Raw genomic sequence first — 22,905 nt, 5'->3', positions numbered from 1 at the left:
TCATCCTATTTTCAAGGGTTGTCTTTCAAGGGGTGTCTGCCAACCGATTTTTCTAATAATTCCCTTCCGAGAAAGGTTAATAGATACTACTTAAGGCTGTTGCGCTTTTGCTTCTAATCGTGAACAACTAAAGAGTATACCTATCATAGAATTCGTGTGGTTTCACCTTGGCGAAATCCACTCCTGCTGGAAGAGTACACAATGAGCCGCGTCGTTGTCTGTTTTTACAGTGGCAGATGGATTCCAATTATGTTTTGTCCCTTGGTAGAAGCGATCGCGTTTCACCAGAATGCACTAAAAGAGGGAAAGGAAATTTTTATTTTTCCTCCTAATTGCGATCCAAACGATTTCTTGAGTGACCTAACTTATATTCAACCCCCCGTCCTTGGGGAAGCGGGGGGGTTGACAAACTTAGCAATTTTGAAACCCTACGATCGATCGCAGTCAATCGCTGATTAATAGCGGAAAATTGCTGCTACCGGAGCCTCATCCGGTACTTTTTCCGGCTCCACTGCATAGACTTTACCACCGTTCAAAATTGTATGAGTAGCGGCAAAATCCAACATATCTTCGTCGTCCGCCTGTGGTTCAGGGTGTAAATCTACGGTCATGGTTTCAGGGTCAAAGTGACCCCAGCGCTGCTCGCCGACCGCCACAAACAAAGAATCAACCCGGTGATAATAAGCAGATTGGATGATTTCTTTGATATCGTGGGATACTTTACTCGTATCGTTTCCAGCCAGTTCTTTGTATACCTCTACAACCCCCTCAATATTCTCTTGTAACAGAGGCTCCACAATCGGTAAAGCGAGTTCGTGCAATTCTTCTGGCTTGAATATTTCAGGATTTCCAGTAATCCCTTGCTCTACCAAATGTTGATAAGTATTCGCCTCTTTGTAAATCGGGAAAAGATACTCAACTCCCGCTAACACTAAAGGCCCTTTCTTATTCCGGAAGAAGTCGTGCAATGCACCATCAATCTGATGGAAAAATTGCAGGAGATCCTTCTTGATATCATCCTGATCCGGGCTTCCCTGCCCGTGGAAACTACCGGGTTGCTGAAAAGTATTGTTGGTTCCCCCTTTTGATGTGGCAATCCGGATCTGACCGTCCTTGGAAGTCGCGTCATATTGGAGGGCTTCATCCTTGCTTTTTGGCAAGTCTTCAATATGCACCTCTTTGACCGTAGTGCGCGTTGCCTGAAGCAGCCGGACATCCTTTTGGCTAAGGGCTAGGATGTAGAACCGTCCATCGTTGTTGACGATAGGCAACAGCGGCTTAATATGAAAGCGATCGCTAACGATTACCAATTCTTCAACATCAACGGGAAGCTGGTAGTAACGAAAGATTTCGGGAGAGATAAAAATTGCTATCCCCTCGCCTTTGTTTTCTTCCCAAAATTCAGAGTTATCAATCCCATTCGCTTGCTCAAGCCATGCCCTCGCCTCATCCGGGTCTATCCCCATTTCCTCCAAGCGGTTCTCAGCCTCACGCATGAGATTCTTGAAGCGAATCGGGTTTTGTCGAATCTCTGGCCCTGCCTTTTCCATCGGCATATAAATCGAGATACAGGGACTAGCGGAATTTTCTATCAAACTTTTTAATTCATCAGTAGACAATAGCGGCATCTGATTGGACTCCTTTCAAAAATATTCAGAAAGGACGACAAAAATTGGCAATCTCTAAAGAAAGATATGGCGGAAAAGGCCATACAGGAAATCCGCCCTTCTAGGGAAATAATTATGGTTGCGGCTGCGGGAAATTCTTAAATGCAAAACCCAACCTAAATTCATTTCAGACTAAGACAGATGCAATGCCATCTTTCTTTTGATAGGAACTTTGGCTCACACCTGACCAAAATCCCAGCAAAAATCCCAGCAAGTCTTTATCTGTCAAAAAGATTCAGGGAGAATAATAAGATTGAGGGTTTCCCTGTTCCATTCCACCGCAATCGGCATTTTTATGATTGATAGCGATCGCATTCACCAGCGGGAAGTCATTGGACTGCTACCAGCAGGAGGGCAAGCAACGCGAATCGCCCCCTTACCGATGAGCAAAGAGCTGTACCCGATTGGATTTCGTCCGGTAGATAGCGGCAGCGGCACCTTACGCCCCAAAGTCGTGAGTCATTACTTACTAGAGAAAATGCGGTTGGCAGGGATTAAGAAGGCATACACCGTACTGCGTCCGGGAAAATGGGATATTCCGGCTTATTTTGGGGACGGCACCCTGCTAGACATGAACCTCGGCTATCTGATGCTGGGGTTGCCTTATGGCGTTCCTTATACCTTGGATCAAGCCTATCCCTTCGTGCAAGACGCAGTGGTAGCACTGGGCTTTCCCGACATCCTTTTTCAGCCTGAAGACGCCTTTGTGCGGTTGCTGGCACGGCTTGCGGCTGGTAATGCCGATGCGGTTTTGGGATTATTTCCGAACGATCAACCTCATAAAGCCGGGATGGTTGATTTTGATGCCCAAGGACGAGTCCACTTCGTGGTCGAAAAACCGCCGATTAGCGATTTAAAGTATATGTGGGCGATCGCGGTTTGGACGCCAGTATTTACCCAATTTATGCACGAGTATCTCGCTGCAATCCAAGCTGGGCAACTGCCACAGGCGAAAGAGTTACCGATTAGCGATGTGGTTCAGGCAGCGATTGACAGCGGCTTGCGGGTGGAAGCCGAAACATTTGCGGATGGAACCTACCTGGATATCGGCACCCCTGCGGATCTGGTGAAAGCAGTTCGTCAATTTGCGGCTGATGAGATTGATATCTAAATTAATTGATTCTCGGCTCAGCTTGAAAGAAACAAACGCTTAAGCTGTCGGGGAGTCCGTATGATTGTGATTGGATGGCGACTGGATAGCTTTTAACCGCCTTCGCAAAATTATCCCCAAAGTCACCTGCTTCATCAGCCAGTACAAGCCAGAAATGATGACAAAGGTGACAACCATAACCACCACAGGCCATTTGCCGACTAAGTCATCCAGTACGCTAGTAAATACGGCATCCGGTTGAGTAACAAAATCCCAACTGTTGAAGCGTAGGAATCGCCCTAAATAAATGCCAATGGCGCTAAGACCATGCAAAGTTAGCTCCATCCAAAGAATGTATTTACTACGTTCGTGGCGATGTAAATAGTAACCTAGATTAATTAAAGATATAACGTAAGCTTCAAAGCCAGCCAGGATAACTAACAAATACTGGGGGATGAGAACTAGCGTAATCATCCACACCGAGTAGTTAGCGCGAATATCATGAATCAAGTGAATGATATCTGTCAACAAATAGGGCGCATTCGGCAAAAACGCGATAAAAACTAAGACTCCCGCCCACCAGATCGGCGAGCGCTTTTGCCTGCTGCGAAATAGCCAAATACTCAACAGCAGAGGGATAAACGCCAGAAACAGATTCCACGTCATCCAGTCCAGATTACGGGACAAAACCCGCAATATATGTGAAGTCCAGCGAATCAGCTCAAATTTCATACGCGCTGTCTCATTGTTGAATCAGCAGTTTTAGTTCACATTGAAGCTACCAGTATAACTACTGATTCCGGGATGACCACTCTGCCGCAGGGGGATGACGATCTGGAATGTTGCCCCTAATCCTGGCTGCGATAGACAGATGAGTTGTCCTTGATGATTTTCTACCACAATTTGATAGCAAGTCGATAAACCTAAGCCGGTGCCTTTGCCGACTTGTTTGGTGGTAAAAAATGGTTCAAAAATATGGTTTTTGACTTCCGGAGTCATGCCGATGCCATTGTCGGAAATTTCAATCTGCACCTGAGTGGGTGACAAAATTTGGGTGGTGAGGGCGATCGCAAACGGCTGAGGTGAAAATCCTGAAAGGGTAATTTCATCCTTGACCTTTTCTTCCTCTTTCATTCTTTCTTCTAAGGCATCAATGGCATTACTAAGCAGGTTGAGAAACACCTGATTGAGTTGTTTCGGATAGCACTCCACGAGGGGTAAGTCACCGTAATTTTTAACCACTTCGATGCCTGGATGTCCCGGACGCGCTTTCAGGCGACGCTGTAAAATCAGCAACGTACTATCGATGCCTTCATGAATATCCACCGGCTTCATATCGGCTTCATCCAGACGGGAGAAGCTGCGTAAGGATATCACAATCTGACGGATACGTTCTGCACCCGTTTTCATGGACTCTAGAAGATTCGGTAAATCCTCAATCACAAAGTCCAGTTCAACCGTTTCGCTATACGCTTGAATCGCCGGGGGTAGGGTGGGATAATTTTGCTGGTAAAGGTTCAGGATGTCGAGGAGGTCTTGAATATAAGCAGTAATATGGCTAATATTGCCAGTAATAAAGTTAATGGGGTTATTAATTTCATGAGCAATTCCTGCTACTAATTGCCCCAAGCTCGACATTTTTTCAGCTTGAATTAATTGTTGTTGGGCTAGTTTGAGCGAGGTGAGCGATCGCGCGAGTTCATTATTCTTTTCTTCTAACTCCAGAGTTCTTTCGGTTACTTTCCGATCGAGATTGTGGGCAAGTTCGAGTAATTGAGCTTCCGATTGCAGCAGTGCTTGCTCGATTCTTTTTTGTTCTGTAACGTCTTGAATCGTGCCGATGAGTCGAGCGGCTTTCCCTCCTTGCTCCTGAATAATTTTGCCAGTGCCGTGGACAATGCGCTCAGAACGATCGGATAAAACAACTCTAAAGTCAGTGCTGAAGGCTTGCTTGAAATACGATGCGGCGTCTATCAATTCTCTGACCCGTTCTCGGTCATCTGGGTGAACGGATGTCAGCAATCGTTCCATACTTGGCTCAAATTCTGCTGGTGAAAAACCCAAGATGCGATAAAGTTCATCCGACCATCGCAGTTGCTGTTTAACCAAGTCTAAATCCCAGTTACCGAGATGGGCGATCCGTTGGGCGTTGGCGAGACTGGCTTCGCTAGTGCGTAGTGACGCTTCAGCTGAGGCGCGTTCCGCAACCGCCGCCCCCAAAACCAAAGCAGTGACTGCGATAACGCCCATGAAGGCTTGTAAAAATTGCAAAGCTTGGTCGGTATTAATGGCAACTGCCGCAAACGGCCCATCCCCCAAGGCGGTGCCCCAGATAGCAATGCAGGAGACAAGTAGAGTTGCCAGTACAGCGCCTTGCTGATTAAATCGGAGGGCTGCCCAAGCGACCAAAGGGAAGGGCAAGTAGGCAAGGGGATAGTGAGCGATCGCTGTAGCAGTTTTGGCGAAGAAAACTGACTGGGTGACGGTTGCAAGCAAAGTCAGCAAAAGCATCGCCTCGATGATTCGCTCTCGTCTTGTGTCTAAGCGAGGAAGGACACTCCAAGTCAAGATCGCCGGGACTAACACTAAAACTGCCATGCCATCCCCTAACCACCACGTCCACCACGTCGTCGCATAGTCGCTCCAAGGGATAAGATTTGCCCAGCAAAGAGTCGTCAAACCCAGAGTGGAAGCGACTAGAGTAGACAGCATCACAGACAAGCCGAGAAAACCGAAAACATCTCGCAGGCGATCCAGAGAGGGGCGCAAACGAATCGAACGAAGCAACGTGACCCCGACTAGAGCCTGCAAGGTGGTAGCCAAGCTGCCAGCAATGGCAACAGATAGGGGTACGTGCAGAACTACTTTGGCAAATAAAAATTCACCTAGCACGACTCCAGGCCAAAGCTTTCGCCCCCCGATAAACAGCACGCCTTGGGTAATCCCCGCCGGAGGCCAAACCGGCGTTACGTACTTATTCAACACCGGAAGCGCCAGTGATAGTTTTGCTGCACCAATGTAGATGGCAGTCAGTATGGCGACGCTGGCTAAGTATCGCCAAAGCCGAGTTTGGGACATAATACGGCGGTTTAGGGGTTCAAAATGCGAGATGTTTTCTCCTTGCAACCATAATCCGCTGAGCTAGATGTTGCAAAGGTAAATATAGACAAATTTTTAACTGAAGGGAGAAATCCGATAATTAATCTGATTTCACCTTCGGTTTAGTACAAATTAAGCAATAATCCAGTGCCAATCGATTTAAGCAGCCTGCCCTAACAATCGCCTAGAATCCCTATCAGGGGCTAAATAAAAGGATTAAAAAGTGGAAACTTCTATGCAAGATCGGTTACAGGCAGCGATCGCTCCTTATCGCACAGCGGTAGATTATCTAGAAATTCGCTTAGAACAAAGTGAGTCTACCTCTATCTCCTTTCGCGGTCATCAGCTGGATGCCGTAGATCGTAACTTTACCCTCGCTGGGGGCATTCGCGCTTGCCACATGGGCGGCTGGAGTTTTGTCACTTTCAATGGTTTAGCTGAGTTGAAAGACCGGATTGAAGAAGCGATTTCTCAAGCACATCTGGTCGGAAAAGAAACGACGATGCTAGCGCCAGTGGAACCCATTCAAGATTATGTGGCGGTGGAAATCGGGCGCGATCCACGTGGGGTTTCTCTGGCAGAAAAGCGGCGGTTATTGGAGGGATATAACCAACTGCTGCTAGATTTTGACCCCCGAATTCAAACGACAATGGTGAATTTGCGCGATCGCTTCGGCATCACCTATTTTGCCAATTCTCTCGGCACCTGTATTGCCCAAGAACGCTTGGATGTGTCGGGTCGATTTGGGGCGATCGCTAGGGAAGAAGGTTCTGCCCCCCGCCAAGGCTTTGAATCTGTCCATTCCCGCACAGACTATAACATTCTCGAAGGAATTGAAGACCAGGTACTGGGAGCCGCCAAACGCGCTGTCGGTCAATTGGAAGCCAAATCAGTCAAAGGCGGACAATATACCGTCGTTCTCGACCCATATCTCGCGGGTGTGTTCATTCACGAAGCTTTTGGACATCTTTCGGAAGCTGATTTTGTCTACGAAAACCCCCGGATGCAGGAATTGCTTACTCTAGGCAAACCCTTAGCCATCAAACAACTGAATGTGGTTGATGATGCCACGATGCCCGATTTACCTGGTTCTCTCAAGTATGACGATGAAGGCGTCCCCGCTCAACGCAAATATTTAATTAAAGACGGCATCCTCACCCAGCGCTTGCATAACCGCGAAACTGCTGGCAAGCTACACGAAGCTCCCACCGGCAACGCTAGGGCACTTAACGCGACTTATCCTCCGTTGGTGCGGATGACCAATACCGGCATTGAACCGGGGGAACACTCCTTCGATGACATGATTGGGGATATCGAGGAAGGCGTCTATGCGGTGCGGATGCTTGGCGGACAAACCAACGGCGAGATGTTTACCTTTGCCGCTGCTGAAGGCTATATGATTCGCAATGGCAAGATAGCTGAAAGAGTGACTGATGTCAGTCTGACTGGCAATGTCTTCCAAACGCTCAAAGATATTGAGGCGATTGGGAACGACTCCATCTATATCAATGGCGGGTGCGGGAAAGGCGGACAAATGCCGCTACCCGTGAGTGTGGGGGGTCCCCATCTGCGAATTAAAAATGTCGTGGTGGGCGGTCGCTAGGAGGAACCGGGAAGCTATGAAGAATTCTCTCCCTTTCTCCAATGACCCATTACCGTATAGCAATTCTAAATGATTCGTGAACGCGAGATCCCCGACTTCCCTAAGAAGTCGGGGATCTGAATCGATAGACCCTCTAATCAAAAAGGGGATGCCGCTAGTAAACGGCATCCCCTTTTGTTTTATTTAATTAACGTGCATAGCATGGCATTTGTGGCGGTTTTGCCCCAGTACACTTGCACGGAAACAGCAGACTCCGAAGGCTCGGTATTTGAGACTGAGAGTATCGCTTAATTCAGGTTTAGTGGAAGTAGTTGGCTTCTGCTTCCAACTGGCGAATCAAAGCTTCGTCACCTTTGGCTCTGGCGATTTCTAGACGATGCTGCAAGCTTTTTTGAATATTTTCGCGGTGAGCCGCAGCCGCATTTTTCTGGTTATCTTGGCGTCTTCCGTTCATAATGGACATTTTTTTTAAGCGACTTGAGGTATCTGCTACTTATCTAATATAACCTAAATACCCAAAAAATGGTAGTTTTTGTTACAGAATATTCATAGTTTGTTAGCTAGCGTTAAGGGTTGAGGCTGTGGAACGAATTAGGGTCTGGGAGCGATCGCCCTTGCTGAAGGTAAGCTAGACTCTGAAAACGTTCAAAAAAGACGTTCAAACCACCGCGCGTTCTGGTTGCATCAACAGCATCGCACCCGCGCTTGGCACAAAGAATCCCTCTTAACAAAGATGTATGACAACCGGATCGTTACTCTGACGAGCGATTTTGGCTTAAGCGATGTGTATGTAGGGGTGATGAAAGGAGCGATCGCCCAAATCAACCCGACGCTGACGGTGGTGGATCTCACTCATGAGATTCCCCCTCAGAATCTTACAGCCGCAAGATTTTGTTTAATGAATGCCTACCCTTATTTCCCAAAAGGGACAGTGCATATTGCTGTCGTCGATCCGGGAGTGGGGAGTAGCCGCAGAGCGATCGCTGTTAAATTTGCCGCCGGTTTCTTGGTGGGACCAGATAACGGGCTGTTTAGTGGCATTCTGAGTAGTCCTGGGGTTTCCCCGTCCCTACCCGAAATTGCCGCCGTCGAACTCACGAACCCCGACTACTGGCGCACCACCGAACCCAGTTCAACGTTTCACGGTCGAGATATTTTTGCTCCCGTGGGTGCCCATCTTGCCAGCGGCGTTCCACTAGAACAACTGGGAGACGCTATCGATCCAGCCAGCGTAGTTCAACTGCCCATCCCTGAATGCAGCCAGACAGAGGCGGGTGTCACGGGTTGCATTCAGTATATCGATCGCTTTGGCAACTTAATTACAAATATTCCAGGTACCTTCGTCCAAGGAAAAATCTGGTCTGTGGTTGTGGGATTTAGGCTACCCAGTTGCCAGACTTACAGCGACAGTCCAACCGGAGAAGCGATCGCTTTAATTGGCAGTCACGGTTGGGTCGAAATTGCTGTCAACGGAGGCAATGCTCAGTCGCAACTGCAACTAGACTGGGGAGATGAGGTGCTTCTTCATCTGGATTAATTCAATTCCTAATCGGGATTTATACATCCGCATCGCTGATATTCTATAGCAATTTTCGGATAGGTTTTATGACTCAGTTAAATGCGTCAGATTCGACAGTTTACCAAGGTCAGTTTGGCGAATTTACGATAACCGAGAGCGATCGCACTGGAGTGATCGTTTACCGTAGCGGCTTAATGGTAGCGGCTTTAAGCTTTGCTTTAGGTAGCTTTCTGGTGCTAAAGACAAACATGGGATTGTCACTCCTCACCCCGCTGTACGCTTGTTTTTGTTTGGCATTGGGCGTCAGTTTATTTACCATCCATATTTACCTAGAACCGCTACACCGACTCCTTCAAGCTTTTTGGGCAATTGGTGTTTTATCAGCGACAGTGCTGGCGCTGCAAAGTAGCGAACCTCTTGCCCTATATATCTACAATCACCCAATAACCCTTTTTGGAGTTGGCTTCACCTTTGCGGCATTAACGGGGATTTACTTCAAAGAAGCCTTTTGCTTCAACCGTCTGGAAACTAAAGTTCTCACGCCTTTGCTGCCAATGTTGCTGTTGGGACACCTGACGGGTGTATTGCCAGTGTCAGTAGAACGGGGATTATTGGCAGTTTGGGCAATTCTATTTGTCATCTTTGCCTTGCGTAAGGTTGTCCAAGAAATTCCACCGGATATTGGTGATAAGTCGGTATTTGTCTATCTCAAACAACAGCATTCGGCGAAGGCTTGAGGAAAGCGATTAAACGCCCTATATCTTATGGAAGAACGTGCCTTCTGGCTAGCATGGTCGCAAATCCCTGGAATTGGCCCTATTTTGCTCAGGCGCTTGCACCAGCATTTTGGCACGCTCAGTGAAGCCTGGAAAGCCAATCCAGCCGCCTTGAGGGAGGTGGAGGGGTTTGGGCGTCAAACGATTGAGGGGGTGATAGAGAAGCGATCGCGCCTGCATCCCCAACAATTTTTAGAAGAACACTTGGTAAAAAATCCCTGTTTTTGGACGCCAGCAGATGCTGATTATCCCCGCTTACTCTTAGAGACGCCTACCCCGCCGCCAGTGCTGTATTATCGCGGCAAAGTGCAACAGCAAGAAAATCAGGGCATTACGCCAACGATTGGCATTGTCGGAACGCGCCAACCCTCCGAGTATGGCAAGCGCTGGACTGGCAAAATTACCGCTGCTTTGACGAAAAGCGGTTTCACAATTGTTTCCGGCATGGCAGATGGCATTGATACGGAAGCGCATCGCGTTTGTATAGAAGCTGGAGGAAGGACGCTGGCAGTTTTTGGTACTGGCGTGGATGTTGTCTATCCTTGGCGCAACAAGTCCCTATACGAACAAATATGCGATCGCGGGTTAGCGCTGAGTGAGTATCCTGCTGGCACCCAACCGAAGCGCGAACACTTTCCCCCTCGCAATCGGATTATCGCCGGTTTGAGTCGTGCGGTGCTGGTAATGGAAGCGCCTACGCGATCCGGTTCATTAATTACTGCTGATTATGCCAATGAATTCTGTCGAGATGTCTATGCTTTGCCTGCAAGGTTGGACGATCGGCAGTCCCTTGGTTGTTTAAAATTAATCAGTAAGGGAGCGACGCCTTTTCTAGATGAAAATCATTTATTAGAGATGCTGGGAGCGATTCCAAAACTCGATCCAGTGCAGCAGCTAGACTTATTTAATCAGCCTCCTGTACCCGATTTGGAACCAGAACTTAAACAGATTTGGCAAGCAATTTCCTCAGAACCTACAGCTTTTGATTTAATTGTGCAGCAAACGGGTAAGCCAGCGAACTTAGTCTCTAGTGCGCTTTTGCAGTTAGAACTTATGGGATTAGTGTCCCAATTGCCGGGGATGCGGTATCAGAAATCTTAAGCGCGATCGCTACCCTTACCAATCCCAAATCGAATATCTTAAATTGCTACTGCACTCGCCAAATTTTGATACTAAAGTCCTGACTTCCACTCGCCAGCGTCCGTCCATCGCGGCTGAAAGCCAGGGAAACAACGTTGTTAAAATGTCCTTTAAGGGTGTAGAGTTCCCTGCCAGTGCTTGGATTCCACAATTTAATCGTATCGTCCATACCACCACTGGCAAGGGTTTGCATATCTGGGCTGAATCTGACAGCATAAACCGCTTTTAAATGCCCATGCAACGTGCGAATTTCCTGCCCATTATTCAAATTCCACAATTTAGCCGTGTTATCCCAACTGCCACTCGCTAGCATCTGTCCATCCGGGCTAAAGGCAACCGAATTAACATAGTTGGAGTGCCCATGCAACGTGCGAATTTCCTGCCCATTATTTAAATTCCACAATTTAACCGTATTATCCCAACTGCCACTCGCTAGCATCTGTCCATCTGGGCTAAAAGCAATAGAAACAACCCAGTTAGAATGCCCACTTAAATTGTGAATTTCCTGACCTGTTTTTAAATCCCATAATTTAATCGTATTATCTAAACTGCTACTCGCTAAAATTTCTCCATTGGGACTGAAGGCGACAGAAACAACCTGGCTCGAATGCCCTATTAACGTGCGAACCTTATCTGCTTTTTTCAGGTTCCACAATCTAATCGTGTTGTCCCAACTGCCACTAGCCAGAATTTGTCCATCTGGACTGATGGCAACAGCACCCACTGACTTTGAATGCGCCTTTAAAGTGGAAATTTCCTGCCCCGTGTTTAGATTCCACAATTTAATCGTGTTGTCTAAACTCCCACTAGCTAGCATCTCTCCATTTGGACTGATGGTGACAGAAGCAACCGACTTTGAATGTCCCTTTAAAGTGTTCGCTAAAGCAAATTTTTTTCTAAAAATTGGTTGATTCGGACTTAACGTTAGATTACTAATTGAAAAGTTATTTAGATTTACGTGTTTAAAATAACTATATCCAAGTACCAATAATATTAACGTGGTACCACCTGCCAAAACTTGATTTTTAAAGTTGTTTCTAACCAGTGTAACCGCTGAAGACGTAATTTTAAAAGGGTTATTAATTCCAGGCGGCGCTCCAGATATTCTAGGCGTTAAATTTTGCGGGGCATGCATCAAATCATGAATAACCTCGTCTACCGAATGGTAGCGGTAATCAACATTTTTTTGCAATAGCTTATCTAATATATTACCCAAATTACTACTAATTGAATATTTTAGGTATTTCCGCCACTGACAAACCCAATCATAGCCGTAGTCAAGAAACAATGAATGTGGATTAGAATTACTTAGTAAATGGAAACAAGTTACGCCTAAACTAAATAAATCGCTTGCTGGGGAAACTTCACCTCCCTGCATTTGTTCATAAGAAGTATATCCGAACGAACCAATTTTCGTGCCCCGTTGAGTTGCCTTTATTGCTGTTAACTGCTTAGCTGCACCAAAATCAATCAGTACTAACTCCCGCTTTCCTCCCCTTGTTAAGCGGCAACGCATAATATTTTCTGGTTTGATATCTCTGTGAATTACATTTTTATCATGAACGAATTTGAGAACAGGTAAAATATCCAGTAACATCTCTCGAATTTGTTTTTCACTGAAAGCACCTTCTTGTTGCAACTCCTGCAATAAATCCTGCCCATCGATAAACTCCTGCACTAAATATAAATAATTTCCTTCTTCAAAGTAGCCATAGAGCGTGGGAATCTGCGGATGATGTCCCATCTCTTGCAGACGCTTTGCCTCTTGTTTAAACAGTTGAATAGACTTGTTGAGTGCCGCAGTTCCTTGGACTTGGGGTCTAAATTGCTTGACAACGCAGGGTTCATTCATCCTATCTATGTCTTCTGCCAGATAAGTTCTACCAAATCCTCCCTCATTGGAAATAAGCTGGATAATGCGATAGTGTCCTCTTAACAGCGGCATTAGTTTTGTCCCGCAACTGCGGCAAAACTTTGTCGTATCAGGATTGAGAGGATTCTGACAATCGGGGTTGAGGCAACAGCTCATACGTAGAAGATGCAACATTTGGTTGAGTCTATGATAAATTTGCCCCTAAATTTTCTCTGTAGTGGTTCCAGCATGAAACGCCAAATTTTCTTAGCTTTAATGCTGCTGACGGCTACAGTTTTGATGCTTTTTATTGGACACGGTGCGATTACGAACTCAGCAAACACGGCGACTATTTCACTGCGATCGCTAGCAGGCACACGAGAAATAGGCATTGGTATGGCGGTGGCGATGCAACCCTGATGTCACGATTCTACCTATCGGGAGGTGGTGGCGCGTGAGTTCAATCCCATCGTGGCAGAGAATAGGATGAAGTTTCAGGCAGTTCATCCAGAATGCGATATCCTCCAAGGACGACCTTCGGTTCGCTTCGATTTCACAGACGCAGATAATGATGGCTGATCGTAAAAAATTAATCAGCAATTAGCAGCCTAATATGACAACTAACTTTGAATTCGGCACGATTTCTAACCCTGAAGAAGCTAAACAGCTTGGGCAAATATTAACCCAGTGTTTCAATTCACCGCCAGATAGCTGGCAGATGTATTTGAATCGGATTGGTTTGGAGAACTTCCGCGTCATCCGCCAAGGAGGACAGGCGGCTGGGGGCTTAGCCATTCTCCACATGGGTCAGTGGTTCGGATCTTCTCGCGTACCAATCGCCGGAATTGCCGCCGTGGGCATTGCGCCAGAGTATCGAGGCACAGGGGTAGCGGCGGCGCTGATGACGAATATTGTTAAGGAGTGTCACGCCAAGGGAATTCCCCTATCGACGCTCTACGCCTCTACCAGCGCCCTTTATCGGAAAGTGGGTTACGAACAAGCTGGGAACTATTGTCGTTTGACGGTGCCGACAGATACGATTTTGCTAAAAGATCGCACATTGCCGATGCAGCGCGTGGAAGCGACTCACCACGAATTTCACGAACTCTACCGTCAACGAGCGATCGCTTCCAGTGGCAACTTGGATCGCCACCAAGCCATTTGGCAAGGCATTGTCGAGTCCCCAGAAGACGTGATTTACGCCTACCGAATTGGCTTTGAAGACAAACCAGAAGGTTACGTCATTTTCAGCCAAAAGAGGGGCGACACAAGCTATCACCTTGAAGTCAGAGACATGGTGGCATTAACACCAGCAGCAGCACGTCGTTTGTGGACTTTCTTTGCCGATCACCGTTCTCTCGCAGACAAGGTGATTTGGCAAGGTCAGGCAGGAGACCCGCTTTTGTCTTTACTCACAGAACAAACTTACAAAATTGCCCATTTAGAACGATGGTTGGTGCGAGTCGTTGATGTGCCAAAAGCACTATCAATGCGCGGCTATCCGATTGGGTTAGAAGCCGAATTACATCTTGAGATTCAAGATAATGTATTGCCCGATAACAATGGAAAATTTGTTTTGGCAGTTTCCGGCGGACGCGGTGAAGTGACAAGAGGCGGACGCGGTGAATTACGGTTAGATGTGCGAGGCTTATCACCTTTATTCACAGGGTTACTGACAGCTCATCAGTTACAAACGATTGGGAAAATTGAAGGGGATGCCGATTCTTTATCGACCGCCATGCTGCTCTTTGCCAGTCCCGAACCGTGGATGCCAGATCATTTTTAGCGGCTCATTAGTTAGCAGCAAGGTAGGCAATGGCTATTATCCTACTAGCTACAATTCACCAATCATTTTTTTGAACCGCTCATGTTGCCGAATTTGATAAAAACTTGATTCATTTTTGGCATAAGTTTTAAATGTATTGGGATCGAGATTAATTGCCTGTTCTAGAGAATCAAGCGCTAAAGAAGCTTTGCCTTGTAGGGCACAGAAGCAAGCTTTGTTATACCAAGCATAAGGGTAGTGAGGATTGATTTCGATGGCTCTGTCACAACAGGCGATCGCTTCATCGTATCGTTGCAATGCAGCGAGTGCCCCACTCCAGTCAGTCCAGATAGCGGGGTTATCTGGTTTGAGGACAATTGCTTGCTCGTAGGAAGCGATCGCTTCTTTATACCGTTGTAGGTTTCCTAACGCCCAGGCTCGATGGTGCCACGCTTCCCCAAAATTGTGTTTTAGTTTAATGGCTTTGTCATAGGAAGCGATCGCTTCTTCGTACTGTTGCGATTTGAGTAATTTATCACCTTTTTCGTAACAAGCGTGATGCGGACTCATTACCCTACGAATTAGTAAAAAAACACCAATCGCCGCTACTAATAAAATGCCAGAATCTGCGTTGAAAGATGCGTATCCCTTCCATACCAATTCCATTGGAACACCAAGCAGTGCCCCAATTGTAAAAGCTGATTTCCAAAAAAGCAGATTTAACGGTTTTACGAATGAGAGCAGAATGAAGAGGGCAATAATTCCATATTTGCTCAGCTTTCTCAGTTTAATTTGAGTTTGATTCGGCAACCACGGCTCGATAATGCCATAACCATCCAGCGGCGGAATTGGCAGAAAGTTGAACTGAATAACGGAAATTTGTAGAATAATTAGGAATGCTAAAGCTGGTCCAATCCAGTGTTCGCTGAATGGCGTCACCCAACCCAGCCAAAAGGGAATCGTGAGCAATAAAGTCACGATTACACTAGCGATGGGACCCGCTGCGGAGACAGCACTTTTCCACCAACGATTGCGTAATTGGCTTTGATTGATGTAAACTGCGGCACCCGGTAAGGCAATCCCACCGATGAGAAGAAAGACGACGGGCAGAACCAAACTCAAAGTTGGATCGGTATATTTGAGGGGATTCAGGGTCAAATACCCCTTATCTTTAACTGAGGTATCCCCGCCCCAATAAGCAACTACCGCATGACCAAACTCGTGTATACAAACAGACACGATCCAGCCAAGACAGACGAAAACTGCGACAGGTAACATTGCTGCCCACCCTGAGGAAAAGCGGTTGAAAAGATGTTTTAATCTAACTCAGTCGCGAGGCAAATGGCAAAGTTGCAACGCGATCCGGTTCGGGTTAAATACGTTTAGATAAATCAGTATTTGAAAGAAGATCCCCCAACCCGCTGATAAATTGGGGGCGATGAGAAAAAAATCTCCTTTTTCAGGAGGCGAAGGGGGTGCAAATAGGTTGCCTCAAAACGTTAACTTAACTGTATTTGAAGCTTAATCTCCTACGTTGACTGTCGCTATGAGCGACTGGCCAGGAAAGTGTCCAAACTTGGCACATCCACCCAGCAACCCGTCTGATGGGATTCATGGGCTAAATCCATTAACAGCTGGGAATAAACTCCCTCTCGCAGCGATGGCGCGATCGCTTTCCCGGCGTCAATTGCCTGCACCCAGTTGTCTACAACTCGGATAAAGGGTGCCAGACGCCCATCCGTATAGGTTTGGGGAAACGCCAGCCGATGCGGAATTTCTACCTCAGCGAGCGGTTTACCCGCAGGTGCCGCCCAGAGGCGAAAACCATGTACGTAATCTTTCTGATTTTCACTGCCCAAGACTAACGTACCGCGATCGCCATAAACTTTGATCCCGTGTGTCCGGGATGCATAGACAACCGAACTGATACACAGTTGGCAAGGCGTCCCATCCGCCAGTTCCAGCATCAGCATACACGTATCATCCGCATCCACCGGCTTCATTTCACCCGTGTTCGAGTCTGGACGAGAAGGAATTCCTGTAATCAGCTGGGCACACAGTCGCCGCACAGGTGCAAACAACCAGCTAATGTAATCAAAAGCGTGAGAACCGACGGCTCCCAATGCTCCTCCTCCCTGGTCTTTCCGAGAATACCAGTTCCACGGGCGCGTGGCATCGGCACGACTCGACACCAGCCAATCAATCTTGATCAGGCGCTGTTGCCCCACATACCCTTCTGCTAAAAGTTCCGCAAATCGCTGCCATGCGGGGACAAAGCGAAATTCAAAATCGAGGGTAGCGATCGCGCCGTTTTCTCTCGCCAACTGATACAACTGACGTGCCTCAGTCGCTGACAGGGCTGTGGGTTTTTCTAATAATAGATGCTTCCCAGCTTGCAACACCGTCTTCGCCATTTCATAGTGCAAAAAGGGTGGCGTTGAAATACTGACAGCGGCGACATCTGGCAAAGCGACGATTTTTTCTAGGGTGTCGCAAGCGTGGGGGATATTCTGGGCAGAAGCGAGAGCGATCGCTTTATTCAAATCCCGATTGTAAACGGCAACCACCTGAGTACGCGGGTGTGCCTGGAATCCGGGGATGTGGATTTTCTGACCAAATCCAGTCCCCACCACTGCTACGCCAATCGGGTTCGATGCTTGGGCTGAATTGCTGAATGTCATGCAGGGTTTTCCGATCTAAACTTTTCCACCCATTCAATCACTTGATAGCCGAGACGGGTGCCATCAAGTCGATCGATTTCTCGGATGCCAGTAGGACTGGTGACATTCACTTCCGTGAGGTAGCCGCCAATCACATCAATCCCGACAAAAATTAAACCATCCTGGCGCAGTGTAGGAGCCAGTTGGGCGCAGATTTCGCGCTCTCGTTGGGTAATTTCTGTCTGAGCGACTCTCCCCCCGACTGCCATATTGCCGCGAAATTCTTTCCCTGTAGGAATGCGATTCACGGCTCCAATCGGTTCGCCATTGAGCAGGATAATTCGCTTGTCTCCCTCTTTAGCGGCGGGTAAGTAAGTTTGCACCATCACCGGAACTCGTGCCTGAAGGGTACTGAGTTCTATCAGGGAATTAAAGTTGCGATCGCTCGGATCTAAAAATAAAATTCCTTCCCCCGCCTTATTTCCCAACGGCTTCAGGATTGCTGCCCCTTTTGCCTCCAGAAACTGCCGGATCACCTGCTTATCCGCACTGACAATCGTTTCTGGAATCGCCTCCTTAAACTGGAGTGCGTACATCTTCTCATTTGCCGCCCGCAACCCATTGGGGGCGTTGATGACCAAGGTTTTTGCTGGATCGATATAGTCCAGAATGTAGGTAGCGTAGAGGTAAGGAACGGTCACTGGCGGATCTGTTCGCATGAAAACCGCGTCCATTGTTTCCAGCGGTTGTAAAACGCGATCGCCGACAGAAAACCATCGCGACTCCGCCACCCAGCGTCCTTCCACCAGTTGCACCGGCGTCAGTTGCACCGGCTCAAGCAACGCCCAAGCCTTGCCATCCCCCACACTCAATAAATTCGCCTGAGTAATCCAAACTTCGTGTCCCAACGCTTGTGCTGCTTCCATCAGCGCCACGCTGGTATCGTGACCGGGATCTAGGCGTTCGATGGGGTCAATAATAAAAGCAAGTTTCATGTTCGCTATCAGCTTTTTGTCTTTTGTCCATTGTCCGCTGTTCGCTGCCCGTTGTTCGCTGCCCGTTGTTCGCTGTCCGTTGTCCGCAAACAGTGACTCAGGACGAATAACGAATGACTATGCTGATTGCAGGAGTGGATCGAGCTTGCCTTGAGCTTCTAGCGCATAGGTATCATCGCACCCCCCAATATGCCGATCGTTGATAAAAACTTGAGGTACGGAACGCCGCCCATTTGCGCGTTTTGCCATCTCCGCCCGTGCCGCCTCATCCCCATCAATGCCGTATTCGATATAATCAACCCCTTTTTTATCGAGCAAAGCCTTGGCACGGATGCAGAAGGGGCAGCTGCTCCAGGTATAAATTTCCACTTTAGGAGCCATCTTGTCCTCAAATATTAAGTAATTTTTCTTGATCTTAGTCTAGTCAAACCCATCTATATCTTGTTTTCCGAGTAGAGTTGACTGAAAATCTTAGTTCGCTTAGTTAGCACGTCCCGTACCGGAAGTCCCACTCCATCCTAAAAAGCTCCCCGCTTAATCAAAGCGGAGAGCTTCTTGTGGAAATTTCCCAGAAATCAATCCTTAAGGGAAAAAGAGCCATTTAATATTGCTTAGCGCTGAAGCTAGAGAAAAAAATCTGGCTGAAGGCGCAAAAATATCAACGTCGAACCCATCCGTTAATCGTAAAGCGACTATCTGCGAAGGCTTTTGAGGGACATTGCACAGGTAATACTTCATGCATATAACGACTGAGAAAAAGCACAATGCTATTATTACGAGGCTCAACTGTTTTAAAGGAATCAGCCTTCACGTAAAAGTTATTTTCAATCTTGCTGTCATAAATTAGTAGCTCTCCACCAGAGAAAGCTTTGGGTTCTCGGTAAAAGTAGTAAACATAGGTTAATTCTCTGGTAGCAGTATCAGGACTACCATTATCATTGTGAACTTTGTAGTAATTCCCATCATTGTGAGAGGTTAATTGTGACTCAATTTGAGATACAGGAAATGATGGAATCCCTAATTTACTAAATATATCCGGTAAAATTGCTCGCAGGCGATTGACTATCCGTTCTGAAAACTCAGGGAAAGAGTAGAGAGCCATAGACCGACGATAATCAGTCGCATCGGTTGAAATGCTGGTAGGTACAAAGGCTGGCTCTTTTTTAAACACATAGTCGAGTAGTTGTTTGTGTTCCTCTTGAGTCAGAAAATTGTCAATTTGCACGTAGGGAGACGCTAAAACATCCGTTGGTTGAGGTTTCAGTTCCTCTTGCATGACAAAAACTGAGGGTTCGGTAACTACACCAACCAGATGTTCGCTTGGAAAACACAGAGAAGCGCGACCCTCATCAATCGGAATCTGGAACAACCCATAAAAACCATCTTCTTGCTTATAAGAGCGAGCCACAACAGTTTTTAACAGATTTTCTAGCATAGGGGCGTCTGACTTTAGAAAGACAGTGTATTGATGCCCCCCTGCTAAAAGCAGTTTGACTTTTATCTCCTTGACTTGAGCAGATGTTTCCATAAGTTTTCCTACTTTCACATACCTATCGCATTGAGATTTTTGGCTTGAAGTAAATTCACCCTGAGCAAAAGCTTCTCACCGTATCGTAAGTGAGAAGCTCTTTTTGAAATATGTATCTCTAGGGGAGGTAAAACAGTCGCTTAACTAGCGCTTAACGCTACTGTGCGCTTGTCTTCCGTCTTTTGCCAAACCGCATGGCGGCAAAACTTGTCAGCATGAGTGCGCCCACTGTACTGGGTTCGGGTACTGGTTTAGGGTTACTCTTAGTGCCGCCGGTACTGGGATTGGTGCCGGAACCGTAGTCAACTCCCGTTCCGCCATTGCTGTAATCAACGCCGGTGGTGCCACCTGGTGTTGGAGCTGGTGCCGGTGCTGGCGCTGGAGCAGGTGCTGGTGCGGGTGCTGGAGCAGGTGCGGGTGCTGGAGCAGGTGCGGGTGCTGGCGCTGGAGCAGGTGCTGGTGCTGGAGCAGGTGCTGGTGCTGGCGCTGGAGCGGGTGCTGGTGCTGGCGCGGGTGCTGGCGCTGGTGCTGGCGCTGGAGCTGGCGCTGGTGCGGGTGCTGGTGCGGGTGCTGGCGCTGGTGCGGGTGCTGGCGCTGGTGCTGGCGCTGGTGCGGGTGCTGGCGCTGGCGCTGGTGCGGGTGCTGGTGCGGGTGCTGGCGCTGGTGCGGGTGCTGGTGCGGGTGCTGGAGCAGGTGCTGGCGCTGGACCTGCGGTTCCGATTAGTTTGCTACTTTCCTGACGAGATTTTTCATCATTGGTATCTCCTACGCTCATCAGGCGCACTCCGAATTCCTGACCGTAAAACTGAGAGAGGGTTAAAGCTGTTGTGGCATGGGACAGGGTAAAAACGGCCGTTTGAAAGTCGTCCTTACCGCCCTTCAAACCTGTGTCACCAATTTCTATGCCAAATTCAAATGAGTGATTGCCTCCATCGCCATTCAAATTAGCTTGACCAACAGTGCTAAGGTTGTCGCTGGTGCTATAGGCAGTCGTGGTTATTAATTGGTTTTGACCTAGTTGGTTTTGACCAACTACGCTCAGACCACTTAGGAGCGAGTTATCAAGAATGTCGAAGAAGATTCCGCGAATGTCCCCAAATGAGAATTTCGTGTCAACAGCCACTGTGAACTGAATTTTGCCTGGTCCGGCTATGGCGTCATCCAATGTAAAGTTGACCTTCGCGTTAGCACCTGTAAAGTCATTGGAGCTAAAAGTCATTGAGGCAGCATGGGCTGGGGAAAATGCAGAAGATGCGATCGCAACACCAGCAGCCACGAAGGAATAACTAAGTAGAGTTGGGATTGTCCTTTTCATCGTAATTAAAACCTTTACCAATTTAAGAGTGAACTGAAGTTGCGCTATGGAATCTGCGATCTTTGCACTACAGTGCAAGGTTGTATATCACAGGATGTTTAAACATCAATGAAATGCCTTGAACTTGTAGATTTCCCCTGACTTTTCTGAAAACCAATTATGTTTCCTTTGCTGTTACTTCTACTGTAGAGACTATTTTTTTAGTTGTCTATCGATTTTTTAAAACTTCTTCGTATCTTTATTTAAACTCAATCCTTGAGTAAATTTTTGCTGAAGTCGGAGCATTTCGCTAGGCACTTACCTATAAGAGACACTACGCTTAAAACTGATGCTTGCGGCTTGAAAGCTTTACTGGTTAGTAATCCCAGCCTGCTATTCCAGAGCTTAAAATTTTGCAATTATTGCAAAATATAGAGCTTTAATATTAAGTGTTCCACATTTATAGGGGTAACGTCTTCAGCAGAACTACGCACTTATTTTAGCAATACAAATCCTATAAAAGCCTTTTTCAGTATTTACCGAGTCGAAACACGAAGTTGAAAAATTTAGGTAGGTTACTTTAGCGCCAAAATCATAAGTAAATGCTTTTTGGCACTGATATCAATACGGATTGATTTCGCGACTAGCTAAATCAATCCTGCTTGCTTTGAGTATTTACCGAGGGTAAGCAGCCTTCCCAAGGGTAAGTATGCGAAGCCCTGAAGTGGTATTACTGCTATACAGAGATTCGGTTTAGCTAAAATGAACAACGCTTCAAGCAAGTTTTGAGACTATTTCACCTGAATGTCGCCACAAGTAAATTGCTGAAAGTCTTTGCTGTCAGGACTTGTGCCATTCAAAACCTGAAATCCAAAATCTAAAGTGGGATGAGACAGCGCAGTTATAGCGGTTCTCGCTGGTATTCCCTGCAAGGCTGATGTTCGGACAAATAATTGTTTGCCCCTCCAGCGTGTACTCAACGGAGAAGGGCTATTGTCTTGCTACCGACTTGAGCAATCTTGTTAAAGGCAATCGTAGTAGTCAGCTGGGTGCCCCCGTTACTAGGCAAGCAATAAATACAATGATTCAGAGTTTACAAGACCTGGCAGAGGCTGGTAGCGGGTAGATATCTTTCCTTGCTTAATATGGCTGTGTATACCGAGCTGACGAAGGTTGTTGAACCAGATATTCTAGGCGCACGCTAGATAATCAGTGACGCCAGAAGTGGAGGATGTGACTGATGAAAGCACCTGAGTGCCAGAGTGCCCGTCACAAAAAGCGGTTTTTTGATGGCTTTATATTTTGCTCTGATTCAGATTCTGATATAGATGAGCTGCATTCCCAAAGAACGCCCTCAATCCCCCTCAATCTATATGTGGGCAACGAGTTCAGGAGAGCGTTGTGATTCTCAATCAACTCTTACTAAAAAAGTTTCACTCAACTAAGCGGCAGGCAATCTAGACTCAGACTTGGTAAGATCGATATAGAGAGGGAGAGATAATCTGCTCCTCTTAGGAAATTTTGCTCTCCAGGTGTGCAACTTCATCTGTCTACACAAGGCAAGTTTTATCCTCTAGCGACTTGTTTATATTTTGAAGGTGAGCTAGATCACAGATTACTGTTGCACAAGTGCCAGACGTTTTTACGACTAAACTGCTAAGCTTTTTAAATTAATCCAAAAGCTAGCGTCCTCCTAGTTTGGATGCGTGTCCTACCAGAGGCAATAGCGTAACTTAAAAAGTTTCCGTAAAAAACGCTTGCAAAAGCGGCATCTGTAATTATGCCAGGGAGCAGTTTTGAGTCATACTCAAATAGAAGAATAGGGTCTTCTGCCGGATCACTCTCTACGTCAGCCGCTGAATTGTTGAGCCTGGTTGAGCAACCAAGGCTTTTTGAGATTGGCTGGACTTTCCTCAA

The 22,905-nt window shown here is 47.0% G+C and carries 19 protein-coding genes and 1 pseudogene; 9 read left to right on the top strand and 11 right to left on the bottom strand.

Annotation, left to right across the window (positions count from 1 at the left end; all coding sequences use genetic code 11):
- The first annotated feature begins 201 nt into the window (after positions 1 to 201).
- Positions 202 to 459 (top strand): hypothetical protein, encoded by a 258-nt coding sequence (locus tag NDI34_RS11320; RefSeq protein ID WP_190414119.1) that lies wholly within the window; start codon positions 202 to 204, stop codon positions 457 to 459.
- Here NDI34_RS11320 and NDI34_RS11315 read toward each other — a convergent pair.
- Positions 456 to 1,628 carry a hypothetical protein gene (locus tag NDI34_RS11315; protein WP_348232687.1) on the bottom strand — a complete coding sequence of 391 codons (1,173 nt, stop codon included), beginning with the start codon at positions 1,626 to 1,628 and terminating at the stop codon, positions 456 to 458. The two genes, NDI34_RS11320 and NDI34_RS11315, sit on opposite strands and share 4 nt — an antisense overlap.
- A gap of 352 nt (positions 1,629 to 1,980) precedes the next feature.
- Here NDI34_RS11315 and NDI34_RS11310 point away from each other — a divergent pair, with 352 nt between their 5' ends.
- Entirely contained in the window at positions 1,981 to 2,778 is a 798-nt protein-coding gene (locus NDI34_RS11310; protein WP_348232707.1) for a sugar phosphate nucleotidyltransferase, read from the top strand.
- A 39-nt stretch (positions 2,779 to 2,817) separates the two neighbouring features.
- On the opposite strand, the gene NDI34_RS11305 is transcribed toward NDI34_RS11310, so the two are convergent.
- Together NDI34_RS11305 and NDI34_RS11300 are read right to left on the bottom strand one after the other, a co-directional pair.
- Positions 2,818 to 3,489, bottom strand: coding sequence for a DUF1361 domain-containing protein (locus tag NDI34_RS11305; protein WP_348232686.1), 672 nt, complete (start codon positions 3,487 to 3,489; stop codon positions 2,818 to 2,820).
- A 30-nt stretch (positions 3,490 to 3,519) separates the two neighbouring features.
- Positions 3,520 to 5,835 (bottom strand): MASE1 domain-containing protein, encoded by a 2,316-nt coding sequence (locus NDI34_RS11300; RefSeq protein ID WP_348232685.1) that lies wholly within the window; start codon positions 5,833 to 5,835, stop codon positions 3,520 to 3,522.
- A gap of 256 nt (positions 5,836 to 6,091) precedes the next feature.
- On the opposite strand from NDI34_RS11300, the gene NDI34_RS11295 reads away from it, so the two are divergent.
- A complete protein-coding gene (locus tag NDI34_RS11295; protein ID WP_190438142.1) occupies positions 6,092 to 7,459 on the top strand; it encodes a TldD/PmbA family protein in 1,368 nt (455 codons plus the stop codon).
- Positions 7,460 to 7,757: 298 nt separating this feature from the next.
- Here the strand turns inward: NDI34_RS11295 and NDI34_RS11290 are convergent, their stop codons facing one another.
- Positions 7,758 to 7,913, bottom strand: coding sequence for a hypothetical protein (locus NDI34_RS11290; RefSeq protein ID WP_190414178.1), 156 nt, complete (start codon positions 7,911 to 7,913; stop codon positions 7,758 to 7,760).
- A gap of 279 nt (positions 7,914 to 8,192) precedes the next feature.
- On the opposite strand from NDI34_RS11290, the gene NDI34_RS11285 reads away from it, so the two are divergent.
- The 3 genes from NDI34_RS11285 to dprA all read left to right on the top strand — a co-directional run bounded on the left by NDI34_RS11285 (position 8,193) and on the right by dprA (position 10,855).
- A complete protein-coding gene (locus NDI34_RS11285; protein ID WP_348232706.1) occupies positions 8,193 to 8,996 on the top strand; it encodes an SAM-dependent chlorinase/fluorinase in 804 nt (267 codons plus the stop codon).
- Positions 8,997 to 9,064: 68 nt separating this feature from the next.
- Positions 9,065 to 9,715, top strand: coding sequence for a DUF2301 domain-containing membrane protein (locus NDI34_RS11280; RefSeq protein WP_348232684.1), 651 nt, complete (start codon positions 9,065 to 9,067; stop codon positions 9,713 to 9,715).
- 27 nt (positions 9,716 to 9,742) lie between these two features.
- Positions 9,743 to 10,855: a DNA-processing protein DprA gene (dprA, locus tag NDI34_RS11275; protein ID WP_348232683.1), complete on the top strand. Its 1,113-nt coding sequence runs from the start codon at positions 9,743 to 9,745 to the stop codon at positions 10,853 to 10,855.
- A gap of 46 nt (positions 10,856 to 10,901) precedes the next feature.
- Here the strand turns inward: dprA and NDI34_RS11270 are convergent, their stop codons facing one another.
- Positions 10,902 to 12,923 (bottom strand): serine/threonine-protein kinase, encoded by a 2,022-nt coding sequence (locus NDI34_RS11270; RefSeq protein ID WP_348232682.1) that lies wholly within the window; start codon positions 12,921 to 12,923, stop codon positions 10,902 to 10,904.
- 72 nt (positions 12,924 to 12,995) lie between these two features.
- Between NDI34_RS11270 and NDI34_RS11265 the strand changes: the two genes are divergently transcribed.
- From NDI34_RS11265 to NDI34_RS11255, 3 genes and pseudogenes are all read left to right on the top strand, one after another.
- Entirely contained in the window at positions 12,996 to 13,166 is a 171-nt protein-coding gene (locus NDI34_RS11265; protein ID WP_348232681.1) for a hypothetical protein, read from the top strand.
- Between the two features lie 21 nt (positions 13,167 to 13,187).
- Positions 13,188 to 13,325: pseudogene (locus NDI34_RS11260) on the top strand (endo-1,4-beta-xylanase); the annotation flags it as partial.
- A 34-nt stretch (positions 13,326 to 13,359) separates the two neighbouring features.
- Entirely contained in the window at positions 13,360 to 14,532 is a 1,173-nt protein-coding gene (locus NDI34_RS11255) for a GNAT family N-acetyltransferase (RefSeq protein WP_348232680.1), read from the top strand.
- 48 nt (positions 14,533 to 14,580) lie between these two features.
- Here the strand turns inward: NDI34_RS11255 and NDI34_RS11250 are convergent, their stop codons facing one another.
- From NDI34_RS11250 to NDI34_RS11225, 6 genes are all read right to left on the bottom strand, one after another.
- Entirely contained in the window at positions 14,581 to 15,789 is a 1,209-nt protein-coding gene (locus NDI34_RS11250; protein WP_348232679.1) for a tetratricopeptide repeat protein, read from the bottom strand.
- A 266-nt stretch (positions 15,790 to 16,055) separates the two neighbouring features.
- Complete coding sequence (locus NDI34_RS11245) at positions 16,056 to 17,192, bottom strand: Gfo/Idh/MocA family oxidoreductase (RefSeq protein WP_348232678.1); 1,137 nt, start codon at positions 17,190 to 17,192, stop codon at positions 16,056 to 16,058.
- Positions 17,189 to 18,166, bottom strand: coding sequence for a glutathione synthase (gene gshB, locus NDI34_RS11240; protein ID WP_348232677.1), 978 nt, complete (start codon positions 18,164 to 18,166; stop codon positions 17,189 to 17,191). Before gshB ends, NDI34_RS11245 begins: the two co-directional genes overlap by 4 nt.
- 117 nt (positions 18,167 to 18,283) lie before the next feature.
- Entirely contained in the window at positions 18,284 to 18,547 is a 264-nt protein-coding gene (grxC, locus tag NDI34_RS11235; RefSeq protein ID WP_190686200.1) for a glutaredoxin 3, read from the bottom strand.
- Between the two features lie 277 nt (positions 18,548 to 18,824).
- A complete protein-coding gene (locus tag NDI34_RS11230) occupies positions 18,825 to 19,694 on the bottom strand; it encodes a 2OG-Fe(II) oxygenase (protein ID WP_190673749.1) in 870 nt (289 codons plus the stop codon).
- A 157-nt stretch (positions 19,695 to 19,851) separates the two neighbouring features.
- Positions 19,852 to 21,009 (bottom strand): PEP-CTERM sorting domain-containing protein, encoded by a 1,158-nt coding sequence (locus NDI34_RS11225; RefSeq protein ID WP_348232676.1) that lies wholly within the window; start codon positions 21,007 to 21,009, stop codon positions 19,852 to 19,854.
- Positions 21,010 to 22,905: the final 1,896 nt, after the last annotated feature.

Source organism: Trichocoleus sp. DQ-U1 (assembly GCF_039961925.1).
Taxonomy (GTDB): domain Bacteria; phylum Cyanobacteriota; class Cyanobacteriia; order Cyanobacteriales; family FACHB-T130; genus FACHB-T130.
Note: the sequence above shows the minus strand (reverse complement) of the source record. Positions and strands in the feature narration are given on the sequence as shown.